This window comes from Cryobacterium sp. CG_9.6, from assembly GCF_029893365.1.
GTDB lineage: Bacteria > Actinomycetota > Actinomycetes > Actinomycetales > Microbacteriaceae > Cryobacterium.
On sequence record NZ_JARXUZ010000001.1, the window covers coordinates 2,966,188 to 2,985,857 of the forward strand.

23 protein-coding genes and 1 pseudogene are annotated in these 19,670 nt (G+C 63.4%); 2 read left to right on the forward strand and 22 right to left on the reverse strand.

The genetic code is table 11. The features are described 5' to 3' along the window. Positions 1-39 precede the first annotated feature (39 nt). Positions 40-1,926, forward strand: a complete 1,887-nt coding sequence (locus H4V99_RS13645; RefSeq protein ID WP_280679175.1) for an acyltransferase family protein — start codon at positions 40-42, stop codon at positions 1,924-1,926. A 3-nt stretch (positions 1,927-1,929) separates the two neighbouring features. On the opposite strand, the gene H4V99_RS13650 is transcribed toward H4V99_RS13645, so the two are convergent. The 13 genes and pseudogenes from H4V99_RS13650 to H4V99_RS13710 all read right to left on the reverse strand — a co-directional run. Continuing rightward, a complete protein-coding gene (locus H4V99_RS13650) occupies positions 1,930-2,973 on the reverse strand; it encodes a GNAT family N-acetyltransferase (protein ID WP_280679177.1) in 1,044 nt (347 codons plus the stop codon). Between the two features lie 92 nt (positions 2,974-3,065). After that, positions 3,066-3,578 (reverse strand): 50S ribosomal protein L17, encoded by a 513-nt coding sequence (gene rplQ / locus H4V99_RS13655; RefSeq protein ID WP_280679179.1) that lies wholly within the window; start codon positions 3,576-3,578, stop codon positions 3,066-3,068. 48 nt (positions 3,579-3,626) lie between these two features. After that, complete coding sequence (locus tag H4V99_RS13660; protein WP_280679181.1) at positions 3,627-4,616, reverse strand: DNA-directed RNA polymerase subunit alpha; 990 nt, start codon at positions 4,614-4,616, stop codon at positions 3,627-3,629. Between the two features lie 159 nt (positions 4,617-4,775). Continuing rightward, positions 4,776-5,174 (reverse strand): 30S ribosomal protein S11, encoded by a 399-nt coding sequence (gene rpsK / locus H4V99_RS13665; RefSeq protein WP_092107270.1) that lies wholly within the window; start codon positions 5,172-5,174, stop codon positions 4,776-4,778. Between the two features lie 45 nt (positions 5,175-5,219). After that, on the reverse strand, positions 5,220-5,594 hold the full coding sequence (gene rpsM / locus H4V99_RS13670; RefSeq protein ID WP_280679184.1) for a 30S ribosomal protein S13: 375 nt from the start codon (positions 5,592-5,594) through the stop codon (positions 5,220-5,222). A 148-nt stretch (positions 5,595-5,742) separates the two neighbouring features. After that, positions 5,743-5,856 carry a 50S ribosomal protein L36 gene (rpmJ, locus tag H4V99_RS13675; RefSeq protein WP_035834639.1) on the reverse strand — a complete coding sequence of 38 codons (114 nt, stop codon included), beginning with the start codon at positions 5,854-5,856 and terminating at the stop codon, positions 5,743-5,745. 66 nt (positions 5,857-5,922) lie between these two features. After that, a complete protein-coding gene (gene infA, locus H4V99_RS13680) occupies positions 5,923-6,144 on the reverse strand; it encodes a translation initiation factor IF-1 (protein ID WP_035834638.1) in 222 nt (73 codons plus the stop codon). A 130-nt stretch (positions 6,145-6,274) separates the two neighbouring features. Beyond that, complete coding sequence (locus H4V99_RS13685) at positions 6,275-7,423, reverse strand: mannitol-1-phosphate 5-dehydrogenase (RefSeq protein WP_280679213.1); 1,149 nt, start codon at positions 7,421-7,423, stop codon at positions 6,275-6,277. Continuing rightward, entirely contained in the window at positions 7,420-7,857 is a 438-nt protein-coding gene (locus H4V99_RS13690; protein ID WP_280679215.1) for a PTS sugar transporter subunit IIA, read from the reverse strand. The genes H4V99_RS13685 and H4V99_RS13690 overlap by 4 nt, the downstream gene beginning before the upstream one ends. Continuing rightward, positions 7,854-9,332 (reverse strand): PTS mannitol transporter subunit IICB, encoded by a 1,479-nt coding sequence (locus H4V99_RS13695; RefSeq protein WP_280679217.1) that lies wholly within the window; start codon positions 9,330-9,332, stop codon positions 7,854-7,856. The genes H4V99_RS13690 and H4V99_RS13695 overlap by 4 nt, the downstream gene beginning before the upstream one ends. Further along, positions 9,329-11,074 carry a phosphoenolpyruvate--protein phosphotransferase gene (ptsP, locus tag H4V99_RS13700; RefSeq protein WP_280679219.1) on the reverse strand — a complete coding sequence of 582 codons (1,746 nt, stop codon included), beginning with the start codon at positions 11,072-11,074 and terminating at the stop codon, positions 9,329-9,331. The genes H4V99_RS13695 and ptsP overlap by 4 nt, the downstream gene beginning before the upstream one ends. A 7-nt stretch (positions 11,075-11,081) precedes the next feature. Beyond that, entirely contained in the window at positions 11,082-11,348 is a 267-nt protein-coding gene (locus H4V99_RS13705) for an HPr family phosphocarrier protein (RefSeq protein WP_280680139.1), read from the reverse strand. 81 nt (positions 11,349-11,429) lie between these two features. Next, positions 11,430-11,690, reverse strand: a pseudogene (locus H4V99_RS13710) (hypothetical protein); the annotation flags it as partial. A gap of 204 nt (positions 11,691-11,894) precedes the next feature. Between H4V99_RS13710 and H4V99_RS13715 the strand changes: the two are divergent. Continuing rightward, on the forward strand, positions 11,895-13,853 hold the full coding sequence (locus tag H4V99_RS13715) for a BglG family transcription antiterminator (RefSeq protein ID WP_280679221.1): 1,959 nt from the start codon (positions 11,895-11,897) through the stop codon (positions 13,851-13,853). A gap of 127 nt (positions 13,854-13,980) precedes the next feature. Here the strand turns inward: H4V99_RS13715 and map are convergent, their stop codons facing one another. From map to rpsH, 9 genes are all read right to left on the reverse strand, one after another. Continuing rightward, on the reverse strand, positions 13,981-14,811 hold the full coding sequence (gene map, locus H4V99_RS13720) for a type I methionyl aminopeptidase (protein WP_280679223.1): 831 nt from the start codon (positions 14,809-14,811) through the stop codon (positions 13,981-13,983). An 18-nt stretch (positions 14,812-14,829) separates the two neighbouring features. Then, positions 14,830-15,444, reverse strand: a complete 615-nt coding sequence (locus tag H4V99_RS13725) for an adenylate kinase (protein WP_280679225.1) — start codon at positions 15,442-15,444, stop codon at positions 14,830-14,832. Further along, a complete protein-coding gene (gene secY, locus H4V99_RS13730; RefSeq protein ID WP_280679227.1) occupies positions 15,441-16,763 on the reverse strand; it encodes a preprotein translocase subunit SecY in 1,323 nt (440 codons plus the stop codon). Before secY ends, H4V99_RS13725 begins: the two co-directional genes overlap by 4 nt. A gap of 114 nt (positions 16,764-16,877) precedes the next feature. Then, a complete protein-coding gene (rplO, locus tag H4V99_RS13735; RefSeq protein WP_280679229.1) occupies positions 16,878-17,447 on the reverse strand; it encodes a 50S ribosomal protein L15 in 570 nt (189 codons plus the stop codon). After that, on the reverse strand, positions 17,447-17,629 hold the full coding sequence (gene rpmD / locus H4V99_RS13740) for a 50S ribosomal protein L30 (protein WP_066597599.1): 183 nt from the start codon (positions 17,627-17,629) through the stop codon (positions 17,447-17,449). The genes rplO and rpmD overlap by 1 nt, the downstream gene beginning before the upstream one ends. Beyond that, a complete protein-coding gene (gene rpsE / locus H4V99_RS13745) occupies positions 17,629-18,279 on the reverse strand; it encodes a 30S ribosomal protein S5 (protein WP_280680141.1) in 651 nt (216 codons plus the stop codon). Before rpsE ends, rpmD begins: the two co-directional genes overlap by 1 nt. A 56-nt stretch (positions 18,280-18,335) precedes the next feature. After that, positions 18,336-18,707 carry a 50S ribosomal protein L18 gene (rplR, locus tag H4V99_RS13750; protein WP_134172609.1) on the reverse strand — a complete coding sequence of 124 codons (372 nt, stop codon included), beginning with the start codon at positions 18,705-18,707 and terminating at the stop codon, positions 18,336-18,338. Positions 18,708-18,709: 2 nt separating this feature from the next. Beyond that, complete coding sequence (rplF, locus tag H4V99_RS13755) at positions 18,710-19,246, reverse strand: 50S ribosomal protein L6 (RefSeq protein WP_280679233.1); 537 nt, start codon at positions 19,244-19,246, stop codon at positions 18,710-18,712. 6 nt (positions 19,247-19,252) lie between these two features. Beyond that, positions 19,253-19,651: a 30S ribosomal protein S8 gene (rpsH, locus tag H4V99_RS13760; RefSeq protein WP_280679234.1), complete on the reverse strand. Its 399-nt coding sequence runs from the start codon at positions 19,649-19,651 to the stop codon at positions 19,253-19,255. Positions 19,652-19,670 lie beyond the last annotated feature (19 nt).

Consider the following 19,670-nt stretch of genomic DNA (forward strand, 5'->3'; position numbering starts at 1 on the left):
ATCTTTGTTGTTCGGTTAGCTCCGAATCACCGAGCAATTATGAAGCCAACGCAAACATCGCAGACCAGTCTGGTCGCCTCTCCCCCCGTGGCCACCGCTCCACACTCACCGCGGGTCAGCGGTCGCTTGTCGGGACTCGACGGCCTGCGCGCCATCGCCGTGGTCGCCGTGGTGATCTACCACTTCTTTCCCGATGTGCTGCCGGGCGGTTTCATCGGTGTCGACGTGTTCTTTGTGATCAGTGGCTTTCTGATCACCGGGCTACTGGTGTCCGAGCACACCCGCACCGGTCGGGTGTCGCTGCGCAACTTCTGGCAGCGTCGAGCCCGCCGTCTGGTGCCGCCGCTCGTGCCGTTGCTCCTTGCGTGCAGCACCGCAGCGTGGCTGATCGGCGGCGATGTTCTGGTGGGCATCGGCGCTCAGCTCCTCGGGGCCGTGACCTTCGGGTACAACTGGGTCTCCATTGCCAATGACGCGAGCTACTTTGCCGTTGATCAGCCTGAGCTGTTTCGAAACCTCTGGTCGCTGGCGGTTGAGGAGCAGTTTTATGTGATTTGGCCCCTGCTCCTCCTCGCCATCTTGCTGCTGCGCAAACCGTGGATGCGGCTGGCGCTCGTAGCCGCCCTGGCTGTGGCGTCGATGCTGTGGATGGCGGGCCTCTATCAGCCGGGCGTGGACCCCACCCGCGCCTACTACGGCTCTGACACCCACAGTTTCGGCCTGTTTACCGGCGCCAGTCTCGCCCTGTTATTGCGGCGACCCGCAGGTGCCCGTAATGAGCTCCCCCGCCTGCGTCCGTGGCTGGGCGGTGCCGCGCTGCTCGGCATTGCGGCGGCAGCACTGTGGTTGCCGGAAGACGGAGCCGCGACCTACCGTGGTGGCCTGGCACTCGTCAGCGTCCTCACCGCCGTGGCCATCTGGGCCGGCGTGCGCGGCGGTCGGTTCGGCGAACTCCTCGACGCCACGCCCCTGCGATACGTCGGTGAGCGCTCCTACGGCATCTACCTCTGGCACTGGCCGGTTCTCGTGCTGCTCCAGGTGGGGCTGCCGGGAACACCGTCCGTGTGGCACGTGCTGCTCCTTGGTGTGCTCGCTGCTGCGATCACGCTCGGTGCGTCAGTGGCGTCCTATCGCTGGCTGGAGACTCCCGTGCGGCGCGACGGCGTTCGCGGCACCATCAGCCGCCTGATGACCGTCTGGCGGTTACCCCTGCGACGACGCTCGCTTGTGGTCGCCCTCGTCGCGGTTCTCGTTCTGACGTCCGGCGGGACAGCGGCCGCCCTGGTCACCGCCCCCGTTCTCACCACCGCCGAGATCGAGATTGCACGTGGTCAACGTGCGATTGATGCCGCCGCGAAAGCAGCGGCCCGTGCCGAGGCTGCTGCCGCGCGTGTGGCCGCCGCCGCACCTGCTGCCCTCCCCGAGGGCGCAACGATCACCGCGGTCGGCGACTCCGTCATGCTGGCGTCGGCGCCGGAGCTGCAGACCGCATTTCCCGGCATCTCCATCGATGCTGCGGTATCCCGCGGCATGCATTCCGCTGCCGGAATATTACAGGAGCTCAATCAAGCCGGCACGCTGCGACCGGTGGTCGTTGTGGGCCTCGGCACCAATGGCCCGATCACGGCGGCGGAGCTGGATGCGGTGAAAAGCGCCATCGGCCCCACCCGCAAGCTCATTCTCGTGAATGCATACGCCGACAGGGACTGGACCGAGGGCGTGAACGCATCGCTCGCCTCCTTCGCTGCGAGCAACCGTCTCGTTGAACTGGCCAACTGGCATGATGCCATTGCACCGCGCACCGACCTGCTCGCGGGCGATGGCGTGCACCCCGGCACGGACGGCGGCCAGCTCTACACGGATGCCGTTACCGCGGCCGTGCAGCGTCTCGCCAACCTGCCCACTCGCCGCCCGTCCTCGCGGTAGCGCCTAGAACTCGAGCGTGTACGCCATCTTGCGGTGGCTCGGTACGAAGCCCATGCCGGTGTAGAGACCCACGGCTCCCGTGGGGCTATCCGAGTCCACCGCCAGAGTCACGCGGTCGTGTCCGAGTGCGCGCCCGGCCTCCAGCTGGGCGGCCAGGAGTGCCTGCGCAATGTGACGGCCGCGCCATCCGCTTGTGACACCCACGAGGTCAATGTAGCTTCCCGTGAACCCCTGCGTCTGCCACACGTTCTCGTTTGCGGTCGACAAGACAAAGCCCACGACCTGCTCCACACCGGCGCTGTCCGTGCCGTAGGCCACAAAAGACAGGTCGGGTCGAAACCAGCGGCCGTTCACAAAGGCTGCCCAGTTCTCGTCGCTCATCGGTTGGCTCGCCCAGTGGTCCATGAAGGCGTCGTCGCGCGCCGCGTGCACCCGCTCCGAGTCGTCGACCGTAAAGGCAGAGAGGCGGATGCCGGCGGCCGGCTCAACAGACCGAATCGGCTCGGTCAGCGGCCGCTCCAGCGACAGGAAGTACCGGGCCAGGCCCAGCCCGCCTCGGTCGAACAGGCGCGCACTCTGCGGCGCACGCTCGTCGGCGTAGGCGAAGATCCAGCCCGGCAGACGTTTTGTCGACGCGGCCAGCTGCTGCTTCGCCCGTCCCACCTGCCACGCGAGTAGCTGACGGCCGATTCCCCTGGCGCGAAGCTCGGGATGCACGCCGCCAATCAGAATGGACCGCACGAGTGTTTCCTGGCGCGGCGGGCAGAGCACCATGCCGTTGGCGACAATGCGACCGTCGGAGTCGAGACCCACGAGGGAATCCCGTTCGGCGCTTACGTGTGAGTAGCCGAAGTCCGCGGCAATTGCGCCGCGGGTGGTGAGGTAGTTCGGGTGATCGAGGCGGCCCATGGCTTCACGCAACTGCCAGATGCCGTCGATGTCACTCTCGGTGGCCGGGCGCCATTCGGCCACATCGGGGTGGATCGGCAGGGCGAGCGACGCGGGAGCGAGAACGCGTTCGTTCAGGGGTCGCAGGGTCTCAGTCATGAAACAAGCCTATGCGCGATGACCCCACACGCACGAAAGGCCCGACCGAAGTCGGGCCCTTCATGTACTGCGGGTGGTGCGGGTGGTTCTAACTACTTGGCGTCCGTCTCGGCGGCTGCGTCGGCAGCAACCTCGGCGGGAGCCTCAACGGGCTCGTCCACAGCGGCGTCAGCAACAACAACCTCTTCAACGACGGGCTTCTCAGCCGTCACCGTGGAGGTCTTGGAGTGCTTGACCTTGGGCGTCAGGGGCTCAAGAACGAGCTCCATCTGAACCATGGATGCGTTGTCACCCTTACGGAAACCGAGCTTCGTGATGCGGGTGTAACCGCCCTGACGCTCGTTGACCTGCGGGGCGATGACCGTGAACAGCTCGTGCACAACGGACTTGTCGGTGATCGTCGCGAGAACGCGACGACGGGCGTGCAGGTCGCCGCGCTTGGCGAACTGCACCATGCGCTCGGCGAGCGGACGCAGGCGCTTGGCACGGGTCTCGGTCGTCTTGATCGACTTGTGCGTGAACAGGGCAGCAGCCAGGTTCGCAAGCATGAGGCGCTCGTGCGCCGGGCCGCCACCGAGACGGGGCCCCTTTGTGGGCTTAGGCATTGTTATTCTCCAGTATCAAAAATCGAAAGGCAGTCGCGAAGACGAGCCTTAGTTGGTCTCTTCTTCGTAGCCGCTGTAGAAGTGCGCTCCGTCGAATCCGGGAACCGAATCCTTCAGGGACAGGCCGAGCTCAACGAGCTTGTCCTTCACCTCGTCAACCGACTTCTGTCCGAAGTTACGGATGTTCATCAGCTGGGTCTCCGAGAGGGCGACCAGTTCACTGACGTTGTTGATGCCTTCGCGCTTGAGGCAGTTGTACGAACGAACCGACAGGTCCAGGTCCTCGATCGGAATCGACAACTCGGTCGAGAGCACGGCGTCAACCGGCGCGGGGCCGATCTCGATGCCCTCGGCTGCGGTGTTCAACTCGCGGGCCAGACCGAACAGTTCGGTCAGCGTGCGACCGGACGATGCGATGGCGTCGCGAGGCGAGATGGCCGACTTGGTTTCCACGTCAACGACGAGGCGGTCGAAGTCGGTACGCTCACCGGCACGAGTTGCCTCGACGCGGTAGGTCACCTTGAGAACGGGCGAGTAGATCGAGTCGACCGGAATCTGGCCGGCCTCGGAGAACTCGTTGCGGTTCTGGGCGCTGGACACGTAACCACGGCCACGCTCAATGGTCAGTTCAAGTTCGAACTTGGCACTGTCGTTGAGGGTTGCGATAACCAGCTCGGGGTTGTGAATCTCGACCCCGGCCGGAGCCGAAATGTCCGCGGCGGTAACCTGACCGGCACCCTGCTTGCGCAGGTACGCGGTGATGGGCTCGTCGTGCTCGCTGGAGACAACGAGGCCCTTGATGTTGAGGATGATTTCGGTGACATCTTCTTTAACACCGGGAACGGTGCTGAACTCGTGCAGCACGCCATCGATACGGATGCTGGTTACAGCAGCTCCCGGGATCGAGGAGAGCAGGGTGCGGCGAAGTGAGTTCCCGAGGGTGTAACCGAAGCCAGGTTCGAGCGGCTCGATGATGAACCGGGACCGGAACTCCGAGATGTTCTCTTCGGTGAGCGTGGGACGCTGTGCAATAAGCACTGTTAATTCCTTTCGGCTAAGTGTCCGCTATATGACACTTGCAATGACGTGGTTACAAATTCTGAAAGGGTCGAAGCCGGGCGTCAGGTTTTCACCTGGCGCCCGGCCTGAGGTTGATGGGCCTCATCGACGAACGACAAGCCCCATCAGCACAAGGAATTAAACGCGGCGGCGCTTCGGCGGGCGGCAACCATTGTGCGCCTGAGGAGTGACGTCGTTGATCGAACCCACCTCGAGGCCAGCGGCCTGAAGTGAACGGATCGCAGTTTCGCGTCCCGATCCGGGGCCCTTGACGAAGACGTCAACCTTCTTCATGCCGTGCTCCTGAGCCTGGCGCGCGGCCGACTCGGCAGCGAGCTGCGCGGCGAACGGGGTCGACTTACGTGAACCCTTGAAGCCAACCTGGCCCGACGAGGCCCAGCTGATAACGGCACCAGTGGTGTCGGTGATCGAAACGATCGTGTTGTTGAAGGTGCTCTTGATGTGGGCCTGGCCCACAGCAACGTTCTTCTTCTCTTTCTTACGCGGCTTCCGTACGGCCGACTTGGGTTGTGCCATGAATTTCTCCTGAATCCTAAAGGCGTTAGCGAACTAGGCCGAGGCCTAGCGCGCCTTCTTCTTGCCGGCTACGGTGCGCTTCGGGCCCTTGCGGGTGCGAGCGTTGGTTTTGGTGCGCTGTCCACGCACGGGCAGGCCCTTGCGGTGACGGATTCCCTCGTAGCTGCCAATTTCGACCTTGCGGCGGATGTCAGCGGCAACCTCACGGCGGAGGTCACCCTCAACCTTGAAGGTTCCCTCGATGTAGTCACGGAGAAGGACGAGCTGGTCGTCGCTCAAATCCTTGACTCGGATGTTTCCGTCGATGGCGGTGTCGGCGAGGGTCTTGATAGCCCTCGTGCGGCCAACACCGTAAATGTAAGTCAATGCAACTTCCACGCGCTTATCGCGCGGGATGTCGACGCCGGCTAGACGTGCCATTGTGTCTCCTGTTAGTGATTGGAGGTCTGTAGCAGCTCCTGTACACCGGCCTCCAACCGATGGTGTCACCCTCACGGGTTCCCGGACCTGCTATCGATATTTAGTTACTGAGGCAGAACATCAACGGACTCTTGCGAGTCCGCTGAGACTAACCCTGGCGCTGCTTGTGACGAGGGTTCTCGCAGATGACCATCACATTGCCATTACGGCGGATGACCTTGCACTTGTCACAGATCTTCTTGACGCTGGGCTTAACCTTCATGGTGATTCCTTGTTCTCGCTGTCTTCGTACCCCCGGGATGCCGGAAGCCGTTACTTACAGCATCCGTTACTTGTAGCGGTAGACGATCCGGCCTCGGGTCAGATCGTAAGGGCTCAACTCAACGATCACGCGGTCCTCTGGAAGGATGCGGATGTAGTGCTGACGCATCTTGCCCGAGATGTGGGCAAGAACTCTGTGGCCGTTGGACAGCTCAACGCGAAACATCGCGTTGGGCAGAGCTTCGACTACCGCGCCCTCGATTTCGATGACACCGTCTTTTTTGGCCATAGCCTCACTGTCGCTCTTTGTATTGATTGCTGGTCATGCGTGGATGTGATGTTCGGACACGCCGCAAAAGACGCTACCGCACACCAAGGGTCTATCCTATGGTACGTAATTGCTTTTTGCCAATTCCGTCCTATAATCCCTGCGCGGCGCGGACTTCGTGCACCACGTGGGCATAGAGCGGATGCCCTGACGCAAGCCCGCAGACCTGCTGCACCACGTGCTCGGCGCTCTCTGCCCGCAGCAGGCGCTGCAATTCTACGCTCTGCTCATCGGCAGGAACCGCGAAGCGCAGCGCGGCACCAATCGCGGCCAGCAACGCCACGGGCGTGGTTCCCGACTCGGCAATTTCGGCTGCCGGTCCAATGAAACGCTCGTTACGGCTGAGCTTGCGCAGCGGCTCGCGCCCCACGCGCAGGGTGGTGTCCAGCAGCGCGGGGTTGCTGAACCGGGTGAGAATCTTCTCGCGATACGCGCGCTGGGCGGCCTCGTCGAGTCCGTGCTTGCTCACCAGCAGGGCGGACGTCTCCTCGAGCACGCTGCGGGCGGCAGCCACGACCGCCGGAATCTGCAGAGCCTCAGCGATGCTCGTTGCGCCGGCTTGCTGGCCCAGATAGGCGATGGTGGCGTGGCCCGTGTTCACCGTGAAGAGCTTGCGCTCAATGTAGGGGCCGAGATTGTCGACAAAGGTTGCGCCGGGAATGATCGGTTCGGCGCCGGCGAAGGCACCGCGTTCGATCACCCACTCGTAGAAGGCCTCCACCGTCACCGAGGTGCCGGCATCGGCAGCCTGGTTGGGCACGATCCGGTCAACGGCCGTGTTGGCGAACGCCGCGCGGGCGGCAATGTGCGGCCAGTCGGCCTCCGTCACGTGGCTGTGCACGTGCTCGGCCAGCAGATCGGTGGCGTTGATCGCATTTTCGCAGGCGATGACCGAGAGTGGGGGCAACTCGGCCAACCGGCGGGCGAGCCCGGCCGCAATCACCGGTGCCACGAACTTCAGCACGTTGGGTCCCACCGCCGTGGTGACCACCTGGGCTGTGGCAATCTCGTCAATCAGCGTCTCCGTGTCGGTGGCGCTGTTGATGGCCCGAAAATTGTCGACGACATGCACGCGTGCACCTTCGCCCTGTTCGCGTACCTCGTAGGTTGCCGCGGTCTGCAGCGACTCAATGAGGGCCGAATTCACGTCGGCGAAGACAACCTCGTACCCGGCCTCATGGAGCAGGAGTCCGACGAAGCCACGTCCGATGTTGCCTGCGCCGAAGTGAATAGCCTTCATTCTGCGTTGACCTCCTCGAGCAGGGCGAAGATTTCCTCGGCCGAACCCGCGTCAATCAGCTTGGCAACCTCGTCTTCGTCGGAGAACACGATGGCGATCTTCGAGAGAATCTCGAGGTGCTCGTTGTTCAGCCCCGCGATTCCCACCGCGAAACGCACCGGCTGACCGTTCCAGTCGATTGGTTCGGCGTACCGCACCAGCGAGAGCGCCGAGCGCAGGATCGACTCTTTCGCGTCGTTGGTGCCGTGCGGAATGGCCAGAAAGTTTCCCATATAGGTGGAAACGGATGCCTCCCGCTCGAACATTGACGCCACGTAGTCTGCGCTCACCGAGCCGGACTCCACCAGAAGCGCACCGGCTTCACGGATGGCGTCGTCCCGGGTGCGGGCGGTTCCCTCGTGAATAAGGTTGCGGGGTTCGAGGATCTGGCTCATCGAGTGACTCCTTCTTGGGCCTGGGCCGCAAGCATGCCCACGACCTCGTCATACTTGGGGCTATTCATGAAATTATCCACCGATACGTGCTCGGATGCCGGGGACTTAGCCCGGGCCCGAGCCGTGAGGTCCTGGTGCGTGATCACGAGATCAGCTGAACCGTCGAGGTTCGCGATGGCCTGGTTGGTCACCGTGATGCCCTCGATACCGGCCTTCTTGATCTTGTTCCGCAGAACGGAGGCACCCATGGCGCTGGAACCCATGCCCGCGTCGCAGGCAAAGACGATGTTGGACAGCGGGCGAACGGGCGCCGCGGCATCCGCTTCGGAGGAACCGAGGAGGCCACCGAGAACCGAGCTGGACTTACCCTTGTTGGCTTCGGTCTTGGCGACGGCGGCGATGAGGTCCAGGTCGGCGCCGGCAGCGAGGTCGCGCTTGCGGCTGGCCCGCAAAATGAGGGCAGTGATGAAGAATGACACACCGGCCGCGCCGATGACCGAAAGGATCACGCCCACGTAGCTGCCGGGCGCCGTCTGAAAGAGCACGGCGAAGATGCTGCCCGGCGAGGCGGGGGCACGCAGGCCGGTGTTGAACGCCACGTTGATGGCCACACCGGTCATACCGCCACCGATGGCAGCAAGAACGAGGATCGGCTTCATGAGCACGTACGGGAAGTAGATCTCGTGAATACCGCCGAGGAACTGAATGACAATGGCGCCGGGAGCGCTGGCACGGGCAATGCCCACACCGAAGAAGGTGTACGCGAGGAGGATACCGAGTCCGGGGCCAGGGTTAGCCTCAAGCAGGAAGAGAATCGACTTGCCGGTGGATTCGGCCTGGCCGATACCCAGCGGGGTCAAAACGCCGAAGTTGATGGCGTTGTTGAGGAAGAGGATCTTGCCGGGCTCGATCAGGATGCTCGCGAGGGGCAGCAGGCCGTTGCTGATGAGAAAGTCCACACCGGCTTCGAGGGCGTTGCTGAGGGCGGTCACGAGCGGCGCGATGCCGAGGAACGCACCGAGGGCGAGGATGGCGCCGAGAATACCGGCCGTGAAGTTGTTCACGAGCATCTCGAAGCCGGCCTTGATCTTGCCATCCCAGATGCTGTCGACCTTCTTCAGCAGGTAGGCGGCCAGCGGGCCCACGATCATGGCGCCGATGAACATGGGGATGTCACTACCGACAATCACACCCATGGTGGCGATGGTTCCGATCACACCACCGCGGGCGTCGTAGACCATGCGGCCACCGGTGTTGGCGATCAGCAGGGGTAGTAAGTACACGATCATCGGGCCGACGAGCGTTTCGAAGGTGGCGTTTGGAGTCCACCCGGTGGGGATGAAGAGGGCGGTGATCAGTCCCCACGCAATGAAGGCGGGGATGTTGGGCATGACCATGCCGCTGAGGAATGTTCCAAAGCGTTGCACGTGCACGCGAGTGCCCGCGCGTGGGGCATCGGTTGACGTCGTCGTCATTTCAGGACCTTTCTAGGGTGTTCTGCTGGGGTTTCTGCGAGGGGTGTCGTGGTGGTGTCAGACGGGTGAAGTTCGGTGAGCCGGGCTGCGGCAGTGGTGACAAGCAGGCGAGCGGATGTGGCGTCATCCGCTGTGAGGGCAAGGCGCGCGAGGGCGTGGGCCTGATCCCGGGTGAAAAGACCGAGACTGGCCCGCACATCGGCGAGAGCGGAGGCCGACATGGACAGGCTCGTGGCGCCGAGCCCCACGAGTACCACGGCGAGCAGCGGGTCCGCCGCGGCCTCCCCGCACACGCCCACGGGCTTGGCGAGGGCGGCGCCGGCGGCACCCACCTCGCCCACCAGGTGGAGAACCGCGGGGTTCCACGGGTCCTGGTAGGCGGCCACCGTGCCGAGCATGCGATCGGCAGCCAGCGTGTACTGCGTGAGGTCGTTCGTACCGATCGAGGCAAAATCGGCGTGAGCGAGAATTCGGTCCGCCAGCAGGGCTGCGGCGGGAACCTCCACCATCACCCCGGCGGTGCGCAGGCCGAGCTCGCGGGCGAGCGTCACGAAGTACCGGGTCTCCTCCACGGTGGCCACCATCGGGGCCATCACCCACAGGTCGGCGTCGGTGGCGGCATCCGCCTGGGCCAGAGCGGTGAGCTGGTCGCGGAGAATCGCCTCGGACGCCCGCAGAGCCCGCAGCCCGCGAAGTCCGAGCGCGGGGTTTTCTTCGCGGGCGCTGTTCAGAAAGGCGAGTGGCTTGTCAGCACCGGCGTCGAGGGCACGAACGACCACCTTTTTGCCGGGGAAGGCGCGGAGCATCCGCTCATATTCGGTGGCCTGCTCGCCCACGGTGGGGGCTGTCACGGAGTCGAGAAAGAGAAATTCGGTGCGGAACAGGCCCACGCCCTCGGCACCCAGAGCCACGGCCTGCTCGGCACCGTCGGCCGAACCGAGGTTCACCAGCAGGGGAACGGGGGTGCCGTCGGCCAGTTGACCGGGCAAAACGGGCGCCTCGGCACATGCTGCACGGGCGGCGATCCGCGCGTGCGCTTCGGCGAGCTGCTCGGCGGTGGGCGAGGCGATGACCACACCGTTCGCCGCGTCGAGAATCACCTCGGTACCCTCGAAAAGGTCGGCGGCGAGCGTGGCACCCACGAGTGCCACGATCGATTTCTCCCGCGCCAGAATGGCGGTGTGCGAGGTGGGGCCACCGTCGATGGTCACGAGGCCCAGCACGTGGTTCAGGTCGAGGGTTGCCGTGTCGGCCGGAGCCAGATCACGGGCAACCAGAATGAATGGATGCCCCGGGTCGGGCACTCCGGGTGCGGCCACGCCCGAGAGGCTCGCGATAACCCGCTGGGACACGTCGTCGAGGTCGCCCGCGCGCTCGGCCATGTAGCCGCCGAGGTCGGTGAGCATGTCGCGGAAAGCGGCAAAGGCTTCGAACACGGCGCGCTCGGCCGTGACCCCGGCTGCGAGGCGGTCCGTAACATCGTCGACGAGAGTGGGATCCTCAGCCATCATGGCCTGAGCCTCGAGCACCTCACCGGCCGTGCCACCGGCTCGCTCGGCACGCGCCACGAGGTCAGCGGCAACGCTCTGCAGGGCACCGGTCATGCGGGCGCCCTCCTCCTGTGGCGTACGCGTGCTCGGCGTGGTGGCAGGTTCGGGAAGCGGCTCGGTCATGCGAACAACGCGGCCAACCGCGATGCCGCGGCCAATGCCGATTCCCTGAATGTCGGTGAGTGCGCGCATCGGTGCTCTAGGCGTCGTGGTCGGTCAGCAGCAGGGCGGAGAGCTCGTCAAGAATGGTCTCGGCGTTCTCCCCCTGGGCGGCGAGAGTCACCTCGTCACCGTGGTTGATTCCGAGGGAGATGACGCCCAGAATGCTGGCGGCGTTCACGGTCTTGCCACCGGACTTCGAGAGGGTCACGGGCGTGCCGGCGGCCGCGGCGGCCTGGCTGAAGAGTTTGGCGGGGCGGGCGTGCAGTCCGTGGGTGGAACCGATCTGGACCGTTCGTTCGAGCATGGTGAAGCCTTTCGTGTCGTGCAGTGAATCTGAGTCCTGGTCAAGGGTGGTGGCGAGTACAAGGTCAAGCACGGCGTCACCATCGCGGACAGCGAAGACGGTGTCCGGCAGGAGCCGCGCTGTGACTCCCTCCGCGCGCGCCTGCTCCGACATGGCCGCGAACTGTGCGGCCAGGTGCGGACCGACGAGCAGCACGTCGGTCACGGGCAGGGTGGTCTCAAGGTCTGATTCGCTTCCCGCCGTGACCGTGACGACAACGCCACGCTGAGCAGCGCTGCGCCGAAGTCGTAGTGCCACGAAGGTGCTGGAGGCACCGGCACCACACACAACATGAATCCTCATCGATTCGCCCTTCCTCGGCTCGCTTTAGGCTTCTTACAGTGTGCGCCCGGTCGTTTTCGAGGGCCACCAGACACTTTTCCGCTCCCCCGGAAACGGGGGCAACTGCACGCGGGCACACCATAAAGGCGCAGCCGAGGTGGGTACGATCAAACTTATGGAACTCGCAGGAAACAGCCGTGAGTGCGAAAACTGCGGGGCGCCAGCATGAGTAGCAAGCAATCGCGCATGCTCGACTATCTGCAGCGCTCCCCCGGCTGGGTCACGGCCGGCGAGCTCGCCGACCACCTGGGCGTCACTCCGCGGAGCGTGCGCAGCTACGTCACCAACGTGAAGGCGGCAGCGCACCCACTCCCCCTGATTGACTCGGGTCCCGCCGGATATCTGCTCAATCGCGAGGCATACTCCGCTTTTCGTGCAGCGACACCGGGTCAGCCGGTGGACAGCGATACGCCGCAGAATCGGCAGTACCAACTCATTCGGCGACTCACCGACGCGGCCACCGGGCTCGACGTCTACGAGCTCGCGGCGGACATGTTTGTGAGCGACTCCACCATCGAAGCGGACCTCGGTCGTGTTCGCGCGCTTCTGCCCGACTCCGGGCTCAGCCTCACTCGGCACGGGAGCGTCGTGTCCCTCGTGGGGTCGGAGACCGATCGCCGCCGCCTCCTCAGCCGCATGTTTCGCGAGGAGAGCAAACGGGGTCTTCTTGAACTCGCGGAAATTCAGCGCGAATTCGCGTCCACGAGCCTGGAAGCGTTCAAGACCGATCTCATCGAGATGCTCGACACTCAGGGATATTTCGTCAACGAGTTCGGCACGAACAACGTGCTGCTGCATGTTGCCATCGCCGTGGATCGGGTGGGCAAGCGCACCGCCGGCGGTGTGGCACCGGGCGCGCCCGAGGTGGGGCGTGCGAGTGACGCTCACGACGCATCCGCTTCGACACTCTCCGCCACCATGCACACAGCTCTCGCGGAGCTTATTGACACCCACTTTGCGGTGGTGCTGGGCGCGCCCGACATCGCGTATCTGGTGGCGCTGCTGAAGACCCGGGTGGTCACTCCGGGAAACGATCACGTTGCCGACGTGCTGGCACAAACGTTCGCCCGTCCCGATGACCTGGCCGTTGTGCGTCGCATTGTGAGCCAGGCGAGCGAGGAATATCTCGTCGAACTCGATGACGAGGACTTCATCACCCGCCTCACCCTGCACGTGCGCAACCTCATTGACCGGGCCCAGGTGAGCGAGTTTGCACGCAATCCGCTGACGCGATCGATCAAGACCTCCTACCCGATGACGTATGAGCTCGCCGTGTTCATTGCCAGTGAGCTGCAGCGGCAGGAGCAGATCCTCATCAACGATGACGAGATTGCCTACATCGCCATGCATGTGGGGGCGCATCTGGAACAGCAGTCGCACACCGCCGAGCGCCTCTCCTGCATCATCGTGTGCCCGAACTATTACACGATGCACGTGCAACTACGCCAGCGCATCGAGCGGGTGCTGGGTGACGACCTCGTGGTTATTGCGCAGATCACCCGCAGCGACGTGCACTGGAAAGACCTGCGCGCAGACCTCGTGCTCACCACCATCGAACCGCCGGTGCCGGGCGAGGGTGTCATCGTCATTCAGCCGTTCCTCACCGAGGGCGACATTGACCGCATTCGGCAGGCGGCCATTCGCGTACGTCGACTGCGCCGCCGAGCCCAGATCAGAGATGACCTGCTGCAGTTCTTCCACGAATCACTGTTCCTCCGCAACTTTTCCGCGCCCGACGAAGAGTCCATGATTCGTCATCTGGGCGCGCGCATGGTGCAGCACGGGGTGATCGACCAGGCCTACGTGAACGGCGCGCTCGAACGGGAGCGGATGTCGTCCACGGCATTCACCGACAATCTCGCCGTTCCCCACGCCATGGCCATGACCGCAGAGCGCACGTCGATCGCCATCGTCGTGAACGACTCCCCCATGGACTGGGGTGACAGCCGCGTCACCGTCGTGGCGCTGATTGCGTTCAGCGCCGACGGACGAGCCTCATTCCAGGCTGTCTTCGACCAGTTCGTGGAGGTTTTCACTGAGCGCGCCGACGTGCAGCAGCTGATCAAGCGGTCTGTGGACTTTCCGTCCTTCATCGACGCGCTCGTGCAGCTCATGGACAAATAGGTACCGTCGGGCCGACATCCGCCTCGCGCCACTCGTTTGGCCGCGCGGCCCGTGTGTGAACAGGTGCCGCGCGACCAAACGAGTGCCGCGACGGTTTGTGCCCGGGCTGCGGTGCGGCGGACGCGATTTACGGAATGGGGACGGGCACAATGCCGAACTGCGCGAGACCGGCTGCTCCGCCGTCTTCGGCAGTGAGCACCCAGATGCCGTCATTGTGCACGGCAATGCTGTGCTCCCAGTGCGCCGCGGCCATGCCGTCCGCCGTGGCGACGGTCCAGTCATCGGGACGCACGTTCGTTTCGATGGATCCCATCACCACCATAGGCTCAATGGCCACCACAAGTCCCGGCTTGATCTGCGGGCCGCGAGAACTCACCCGGTAGTTGAACACCGGCGGGTTTTCATGCATCGAGCGGCCGATGCCGTGACCCACGTAGTCCGTCAGGATCCCGTAGGAACCCTGGCTCTCCACGTAGTCTTCAATCGCGTCGCCCACTTCATTGAGCCAGCGGCCGGTTGCCAGCACGGCGATGCCGTGCCACAGAGACTGCTCCGTGACGTCAGAGAGCTTCTGACGCTCGGCCACCACGTCGGGCCGGGATGCGTCGGGGATCACAACGGTGAACGCGGCATCGCCGTTCCACCCGTCAATAATGGCTCCGCTGTCAATGGAGACGATGTCGCCGGCCAGCAGCACCCGGCCGGTCGGGATACCATGAACGACCTCATCATTGACGGAGGCACACACCGTGTGGTGGTAACCCTCTTCAAGCTTGAAGTTGGGCAGTCCGCCCAGAGCCACGATCGCGGCTTCGGCCGCTGCATCCAGGTCGAGGGTGGTGGCGCCGGGGACCGCTGCGGCCCGGGCCGCAGCGAGCGACGCCGCCGTGGCCAGACCGGGTGCGACCATGAGGCGCAGTTGCGCCGGGTTTTTGTAAATTGAGCGACGAAAGCTCACAGAATTCCTACAGACTAGCTACGAAGCGTTCGCAGCCTTTTCGATGGTGTTGGAAGCGTGCAATCCGCGGTCGGCAAGCGCCGCGAGGATCCGGTCGGTGACAACGTCCACGGCACCGAGGCCGTCAATGGTGACAACGACACCGCGAGCACTGTATATATCGATCAGCGGAGCGGTCTGCTCCGCGTAGACGCCCATGCGGTGACGAATCACGTCGGCAGTGTCATCGGCGCGGCCCTGCTCCTCGGCGCGCTTCAGCAGGCGAGAAACGACCTCGTCGGTGTCCGCGGTGATGAGCACGACGGCATCAAGCTTTGTACCCTCCGCCTCAAGCAGACGATCCAGCTCGGCAACCTGATCCGTGGTGCGCGGATAGCCGTCGAGCAAAAAACCGGCGGCGGCATCCGCTTCCTCGAGGCGATCCTTCACGATGGCATTGGTCAACGAATCCGGAACGTACGCACCGGCGTCGATGAAGGCCTTCACCTGCAGTCCGAGTGCGGTTTCATTCTTCACGTTGAAACGAAAGATGTCGCCGGTGGAGACCGCGGGAACAGCAAAGGCTTCAGCCAGGCGAGTGGCCTGCGTACCTTTTCCTGCACCGGGCGGACCGATCAAGAGCAGTCGGGTCATTTAAGGAGTCCCTCATAATGTCGCTGTTGCAGTTGCGAGTCGATCTGCTTGACCGTCTCGAGCCCCACGCCGACCACGATCAGAATGCTCGCGCCGCCGAAGGGGAAGTTCTGATCTGCCCCGATTACCGAGAAAGCAATGAGAGGAAGAAGCGCGATAAGTCCGAGGTAGATCGCGCCCGGGAGCGTGATGCGGGTCAGGACGAAATCGAGGTATTCCGCGGTGGGGCGACCGGCGCGAATACCCGGAATGAATCCGCCGTACTTCTTCATGTTGTCGGCAACTTCTTCGGGGTTGAAGGTAATTGCCACATAGAAGTAGGTGAAGCCGATGATCAAGAGGAAGTACATGGCCATGTACAGCGGCTGGTCGCCACCAGTGAGGTTGTTGGAGATCCACACCACCCACGGGATGGGCTCGGTGCCGGCTGCCGGCTGGTTGAACTGAGCGATCAGCGCGGGCAGGTACAGCAGCGACGACGCAAAGATCACCGGGATAACGCCGGCCATGTTGACCTTGATCGGAATGTACGTGTTGTTGCCGCCGTAGGTGCGGCGTCCTACCATCCGCTTGGCATACTGCACCGGGATGCGGCGCTGCGATTGCTCCACGAACACCACCGCGGCCACGACCAGCAATCCGACCGCAATCACGATGAGGAGGACGTCGAGGCCCTGCGTGCTACCGATGGAGGCAAGCGAGGTGGGGAAGAGTGCCGCGATGGACGTGAAGATCAACAGCGACATTCCGTTGCCCACGCCGCGCTCGGTGACGAGCTCGCCCATCCACATGATGACGCCGGTTCCGGCCGTCATGGTGATCACCATGAGCATGATGGCGTACCAGGCGTCGTTGGTGATGAGCTGCGTGCACTCGGCGCTAGCGGATGTCCCGAAGAGGGCGCCGCTCCTGGCCACGGTAATCAGCGTGGTCGACTGCAAAATACCGAGCGCAATGGTGAGGTAACGCGTGTACTGGGTCAGAGTGCTCTGGCCCGAGGCACCCTCTTTATAGAGGGTGTCAAAGTGTGGGATGACCACGCGCAGGAGCTGCACGATGATCGATGCGGTGATGTACGGCATGATGCCGAGTGCGAACACCGAAAGTTGGAGCAGCGCGCCACCGCTGAAGAGGTTCACCAGCTCGTAGAGGCCGCTGGCTCCCTGGTTGGCTGCAAGACAAGCCTGCACATTACCGAAGTCCACGAAGGGGGCGGGGATGAACGAGCCCAGACGGAACAAGGCAATAATGCCCAGTGTGAAGCCGATCTTCTTGCGAAGGTCAGGCGTGCGGAAAATCCGCGCAATGGCGCTAAACAACGAAGGCCTCCAGTTTGTAACGTAAATCGAGCTTAACGCAGATCGAGCCTGCCGCGATCCACCAATGATTTTCGATTGGTAGCTCCGACAGGCTCGACTGGTGTGACTAAGGAATTACTTTACAGATCCACCAGCGGCGACGATCTTCTGCAGTGCTGAGCCAGAGACCTTGTCGACCGATACGGTCAGCTTGACTGTAATGTCCCCGTCGCCGAGAACCTTTACCTTTTCGTTGTCGCGGACTGCACCCTTGGCAACCAGGTCGGCGATGGTGACATCTCCTCCGGTCGGGTACAACTCTTCCAGACGGCCCAGGTTTACAACCTGGTACTCCACCCGGAACGGGTTCTTGAATCCACGCAGTTTCGGGGTGCGCATGTGCAGAGGCATCTGCCCACCCTCGAAGCCGATGCGCACGTTGTAGCGTGCCTTCGTACCCTTGGTTCCACGACCCGCGGTCTTACCCTTGGATCCTTCACCACGGCCCACGCGCTGGCGGGCCTTCTTGGCTCCGGGAGCCGGGCGAAGGTGGTGTACCTTCAGCACGTGCTCACGGGGTTCCGTCGGCTCGGCCTTCACTGCAGCAGCAGCGGGGGCCTTCTTAGCGGCAGCCTTAGGAGCTGCTGCCTTCTTCGTGGCGGGCTTGTCGGCTACCGTCTTGGTAGCTTCCTTCTCGTCAGCCATTAGTCAATCTCCTCGACCTTCACGAGGTGAGCGACGGTGTTGACGTAGCCACGGTTCTGCGAGTTGTCCTCGCGGATTGTGACGGCGCCAATGCGTCGAAGACCCAGGCTGCGAAGCGTGTCGCGCTGGTTCTGCTTCTCACTAATTTTGGACTTGATCTGTGTGATCTTCAGCTGAGCCATCAGGCACCTGCCTTTGCTGTTGCTGCAGCAGCTGCTGCGGCGGCATCGGCACGGAGGAAACGGGCCGGGGCCACGTCCTCGTATGCGAGGCCACGACGAGCGGCAACCGCACGCGGCTCTTCGAGCTGGTGCAGTGCTGCAACGGTGGCGTGCACGATGTTGATGGTGTTCGACGAACCGAGCGACTTGCTCAGCACGTCGTGGATGCCAGCGCACTCCAGTACGGCGCGAACCGGGCCACCGGCGATAACGCCGGTACCTGCTGCGGCCGGACGAAGCAGAACAACGCCGGCTGCGGCCTCACCCTGCACGGGGTGCGGGATGGTCAGGCCAACGCGCGGAACGCGGAAGAAGTTCTTCTTCGCTTCTTCGACGCCCTTGGAGATAGCGGTCGGGACCTCGCGGGCCTTACCGTATCCAACGCCGACTAGGCCATTACCGTCGCCAACGACGACGAGTGCGGTGAAGCTAAAGCGACGACCACCCTTGACGACCTTTGACACGCGGTTGATGGTGACGACGCGCTCCAGGAACTGGCTCTTGTCGGCATCGCGGCTTCCGCGGTCCTTGTTCGGGTTGCGCTCACGGCCACCACGACGAGCCTCGCGGGGCTCGTTCTGTGCGGGTGCCGTGGAAGCAGCGGTTTCCACCGGTGCTTCGGCGACTGCAGCGGGTGCAGTGGTTTCAGTCTTGCTGGTTTCAGTGCTCACAGGTTCAATCCACCCTCTCGAGCTCCATCAGCGATGGCTGCGACGCGACCCGCGTACTTGCTGCCACCACGGTCAAATACAACGGACTCGATCCCGGCGGCTTTCGCGCGCTCAGCAACAAGTTCGCCGACCTTGCGGGCCTTGGCGGTCTTGTCACCATCGAAGGTGCGCATGTCAGTCTCAAGAGTGGATGCCGACGCGAGGGTGAAACCCTTGCTGTCGTCAACGACCTGAACGAATACGTGACGTGCCGAACGCGTGACTACGAGGCGCGGGCGAAGCGCCGTTCCCTCGACCTTCTTGCGAAGACGTGTGTGCCTGCGTCCGCGGGCAGCAGACTTGCTCTTGCCTCTAGTTCCCAGTCCCATGGCTACTTACCGCTCTTTCCGGCCTTGCGGCGAACAATCTCGCCGGCGTAACGCACACCCTTGCCCTTGTAAGGCTCAGGCTTGCGAATCTTACGAATGTTGGCGGCGACCTCGCCGACAGCCTGCTTGTCGATACCGCTGACCGTGAGCTTGTTGACGCTCTCAACGGTCAAAACGATTCCCACGGGGGGTTCGACGACGACCGGGTGCGAGAAGCCGAGGGCGAACTCAACAGAGGTGCCCTTCTGGGCTGCACGGTAACCGGTACCAACGATTTCGAGGCCCTTGGTGTAACCAACGGTGACACCAATGATCTGGTTGTTGATCAGGGTGCGAGTCAGACCGTGCAGCGAACGCGAGACGCGCTCGTCGTTCGGACGGGTGACGAGAACGTGACCGTCCTCGATCTTGACCTCGATGGGCTTGGCGACGACGAGCGCAAGCTCACCCTTCGGGCCCTTGACGGAGACGGCCTGGCCGTCAGCCACAACCGTGACCCCAGCGGGGATCGGGATGGGGAGTCTTCCAATACGTGACATTGCGGGTTACCACACGTAGGCGAGAACTTCTCCGCCTACGCCCTTCTTCTCAGCCTGGCGGTCGGTGAGCAGACCGCTGGAGGTGGACAGGATGGCAACGCCGAGGCCGCCGAGAACCGTGGGGATCTCAGTCGACTTTGCGTACACGCGCAGCCCGGGCTTGGAAACCCGCTTGATGCCCACGATGGAGCGCTCACGGTTCGGACCGAACTTAAGGTCGAGGGTGAGGGTCTGGCCAACGCGAGCGTCCGTTACGGTCCAGGCTGAAATGTAGCCCTGTGCCTTGAGGATGTCAGCGATGTGCGCTTTCAATTTGCTGTTCGGCATCGACACGGTGTCGTGGTACGCCGAGTTAGCGTTGCGCAGTCTGGTCAGCATGTCTGCGACCGGATCTGTCATTGTCATTTGTGGTGCCTTTCTCGCC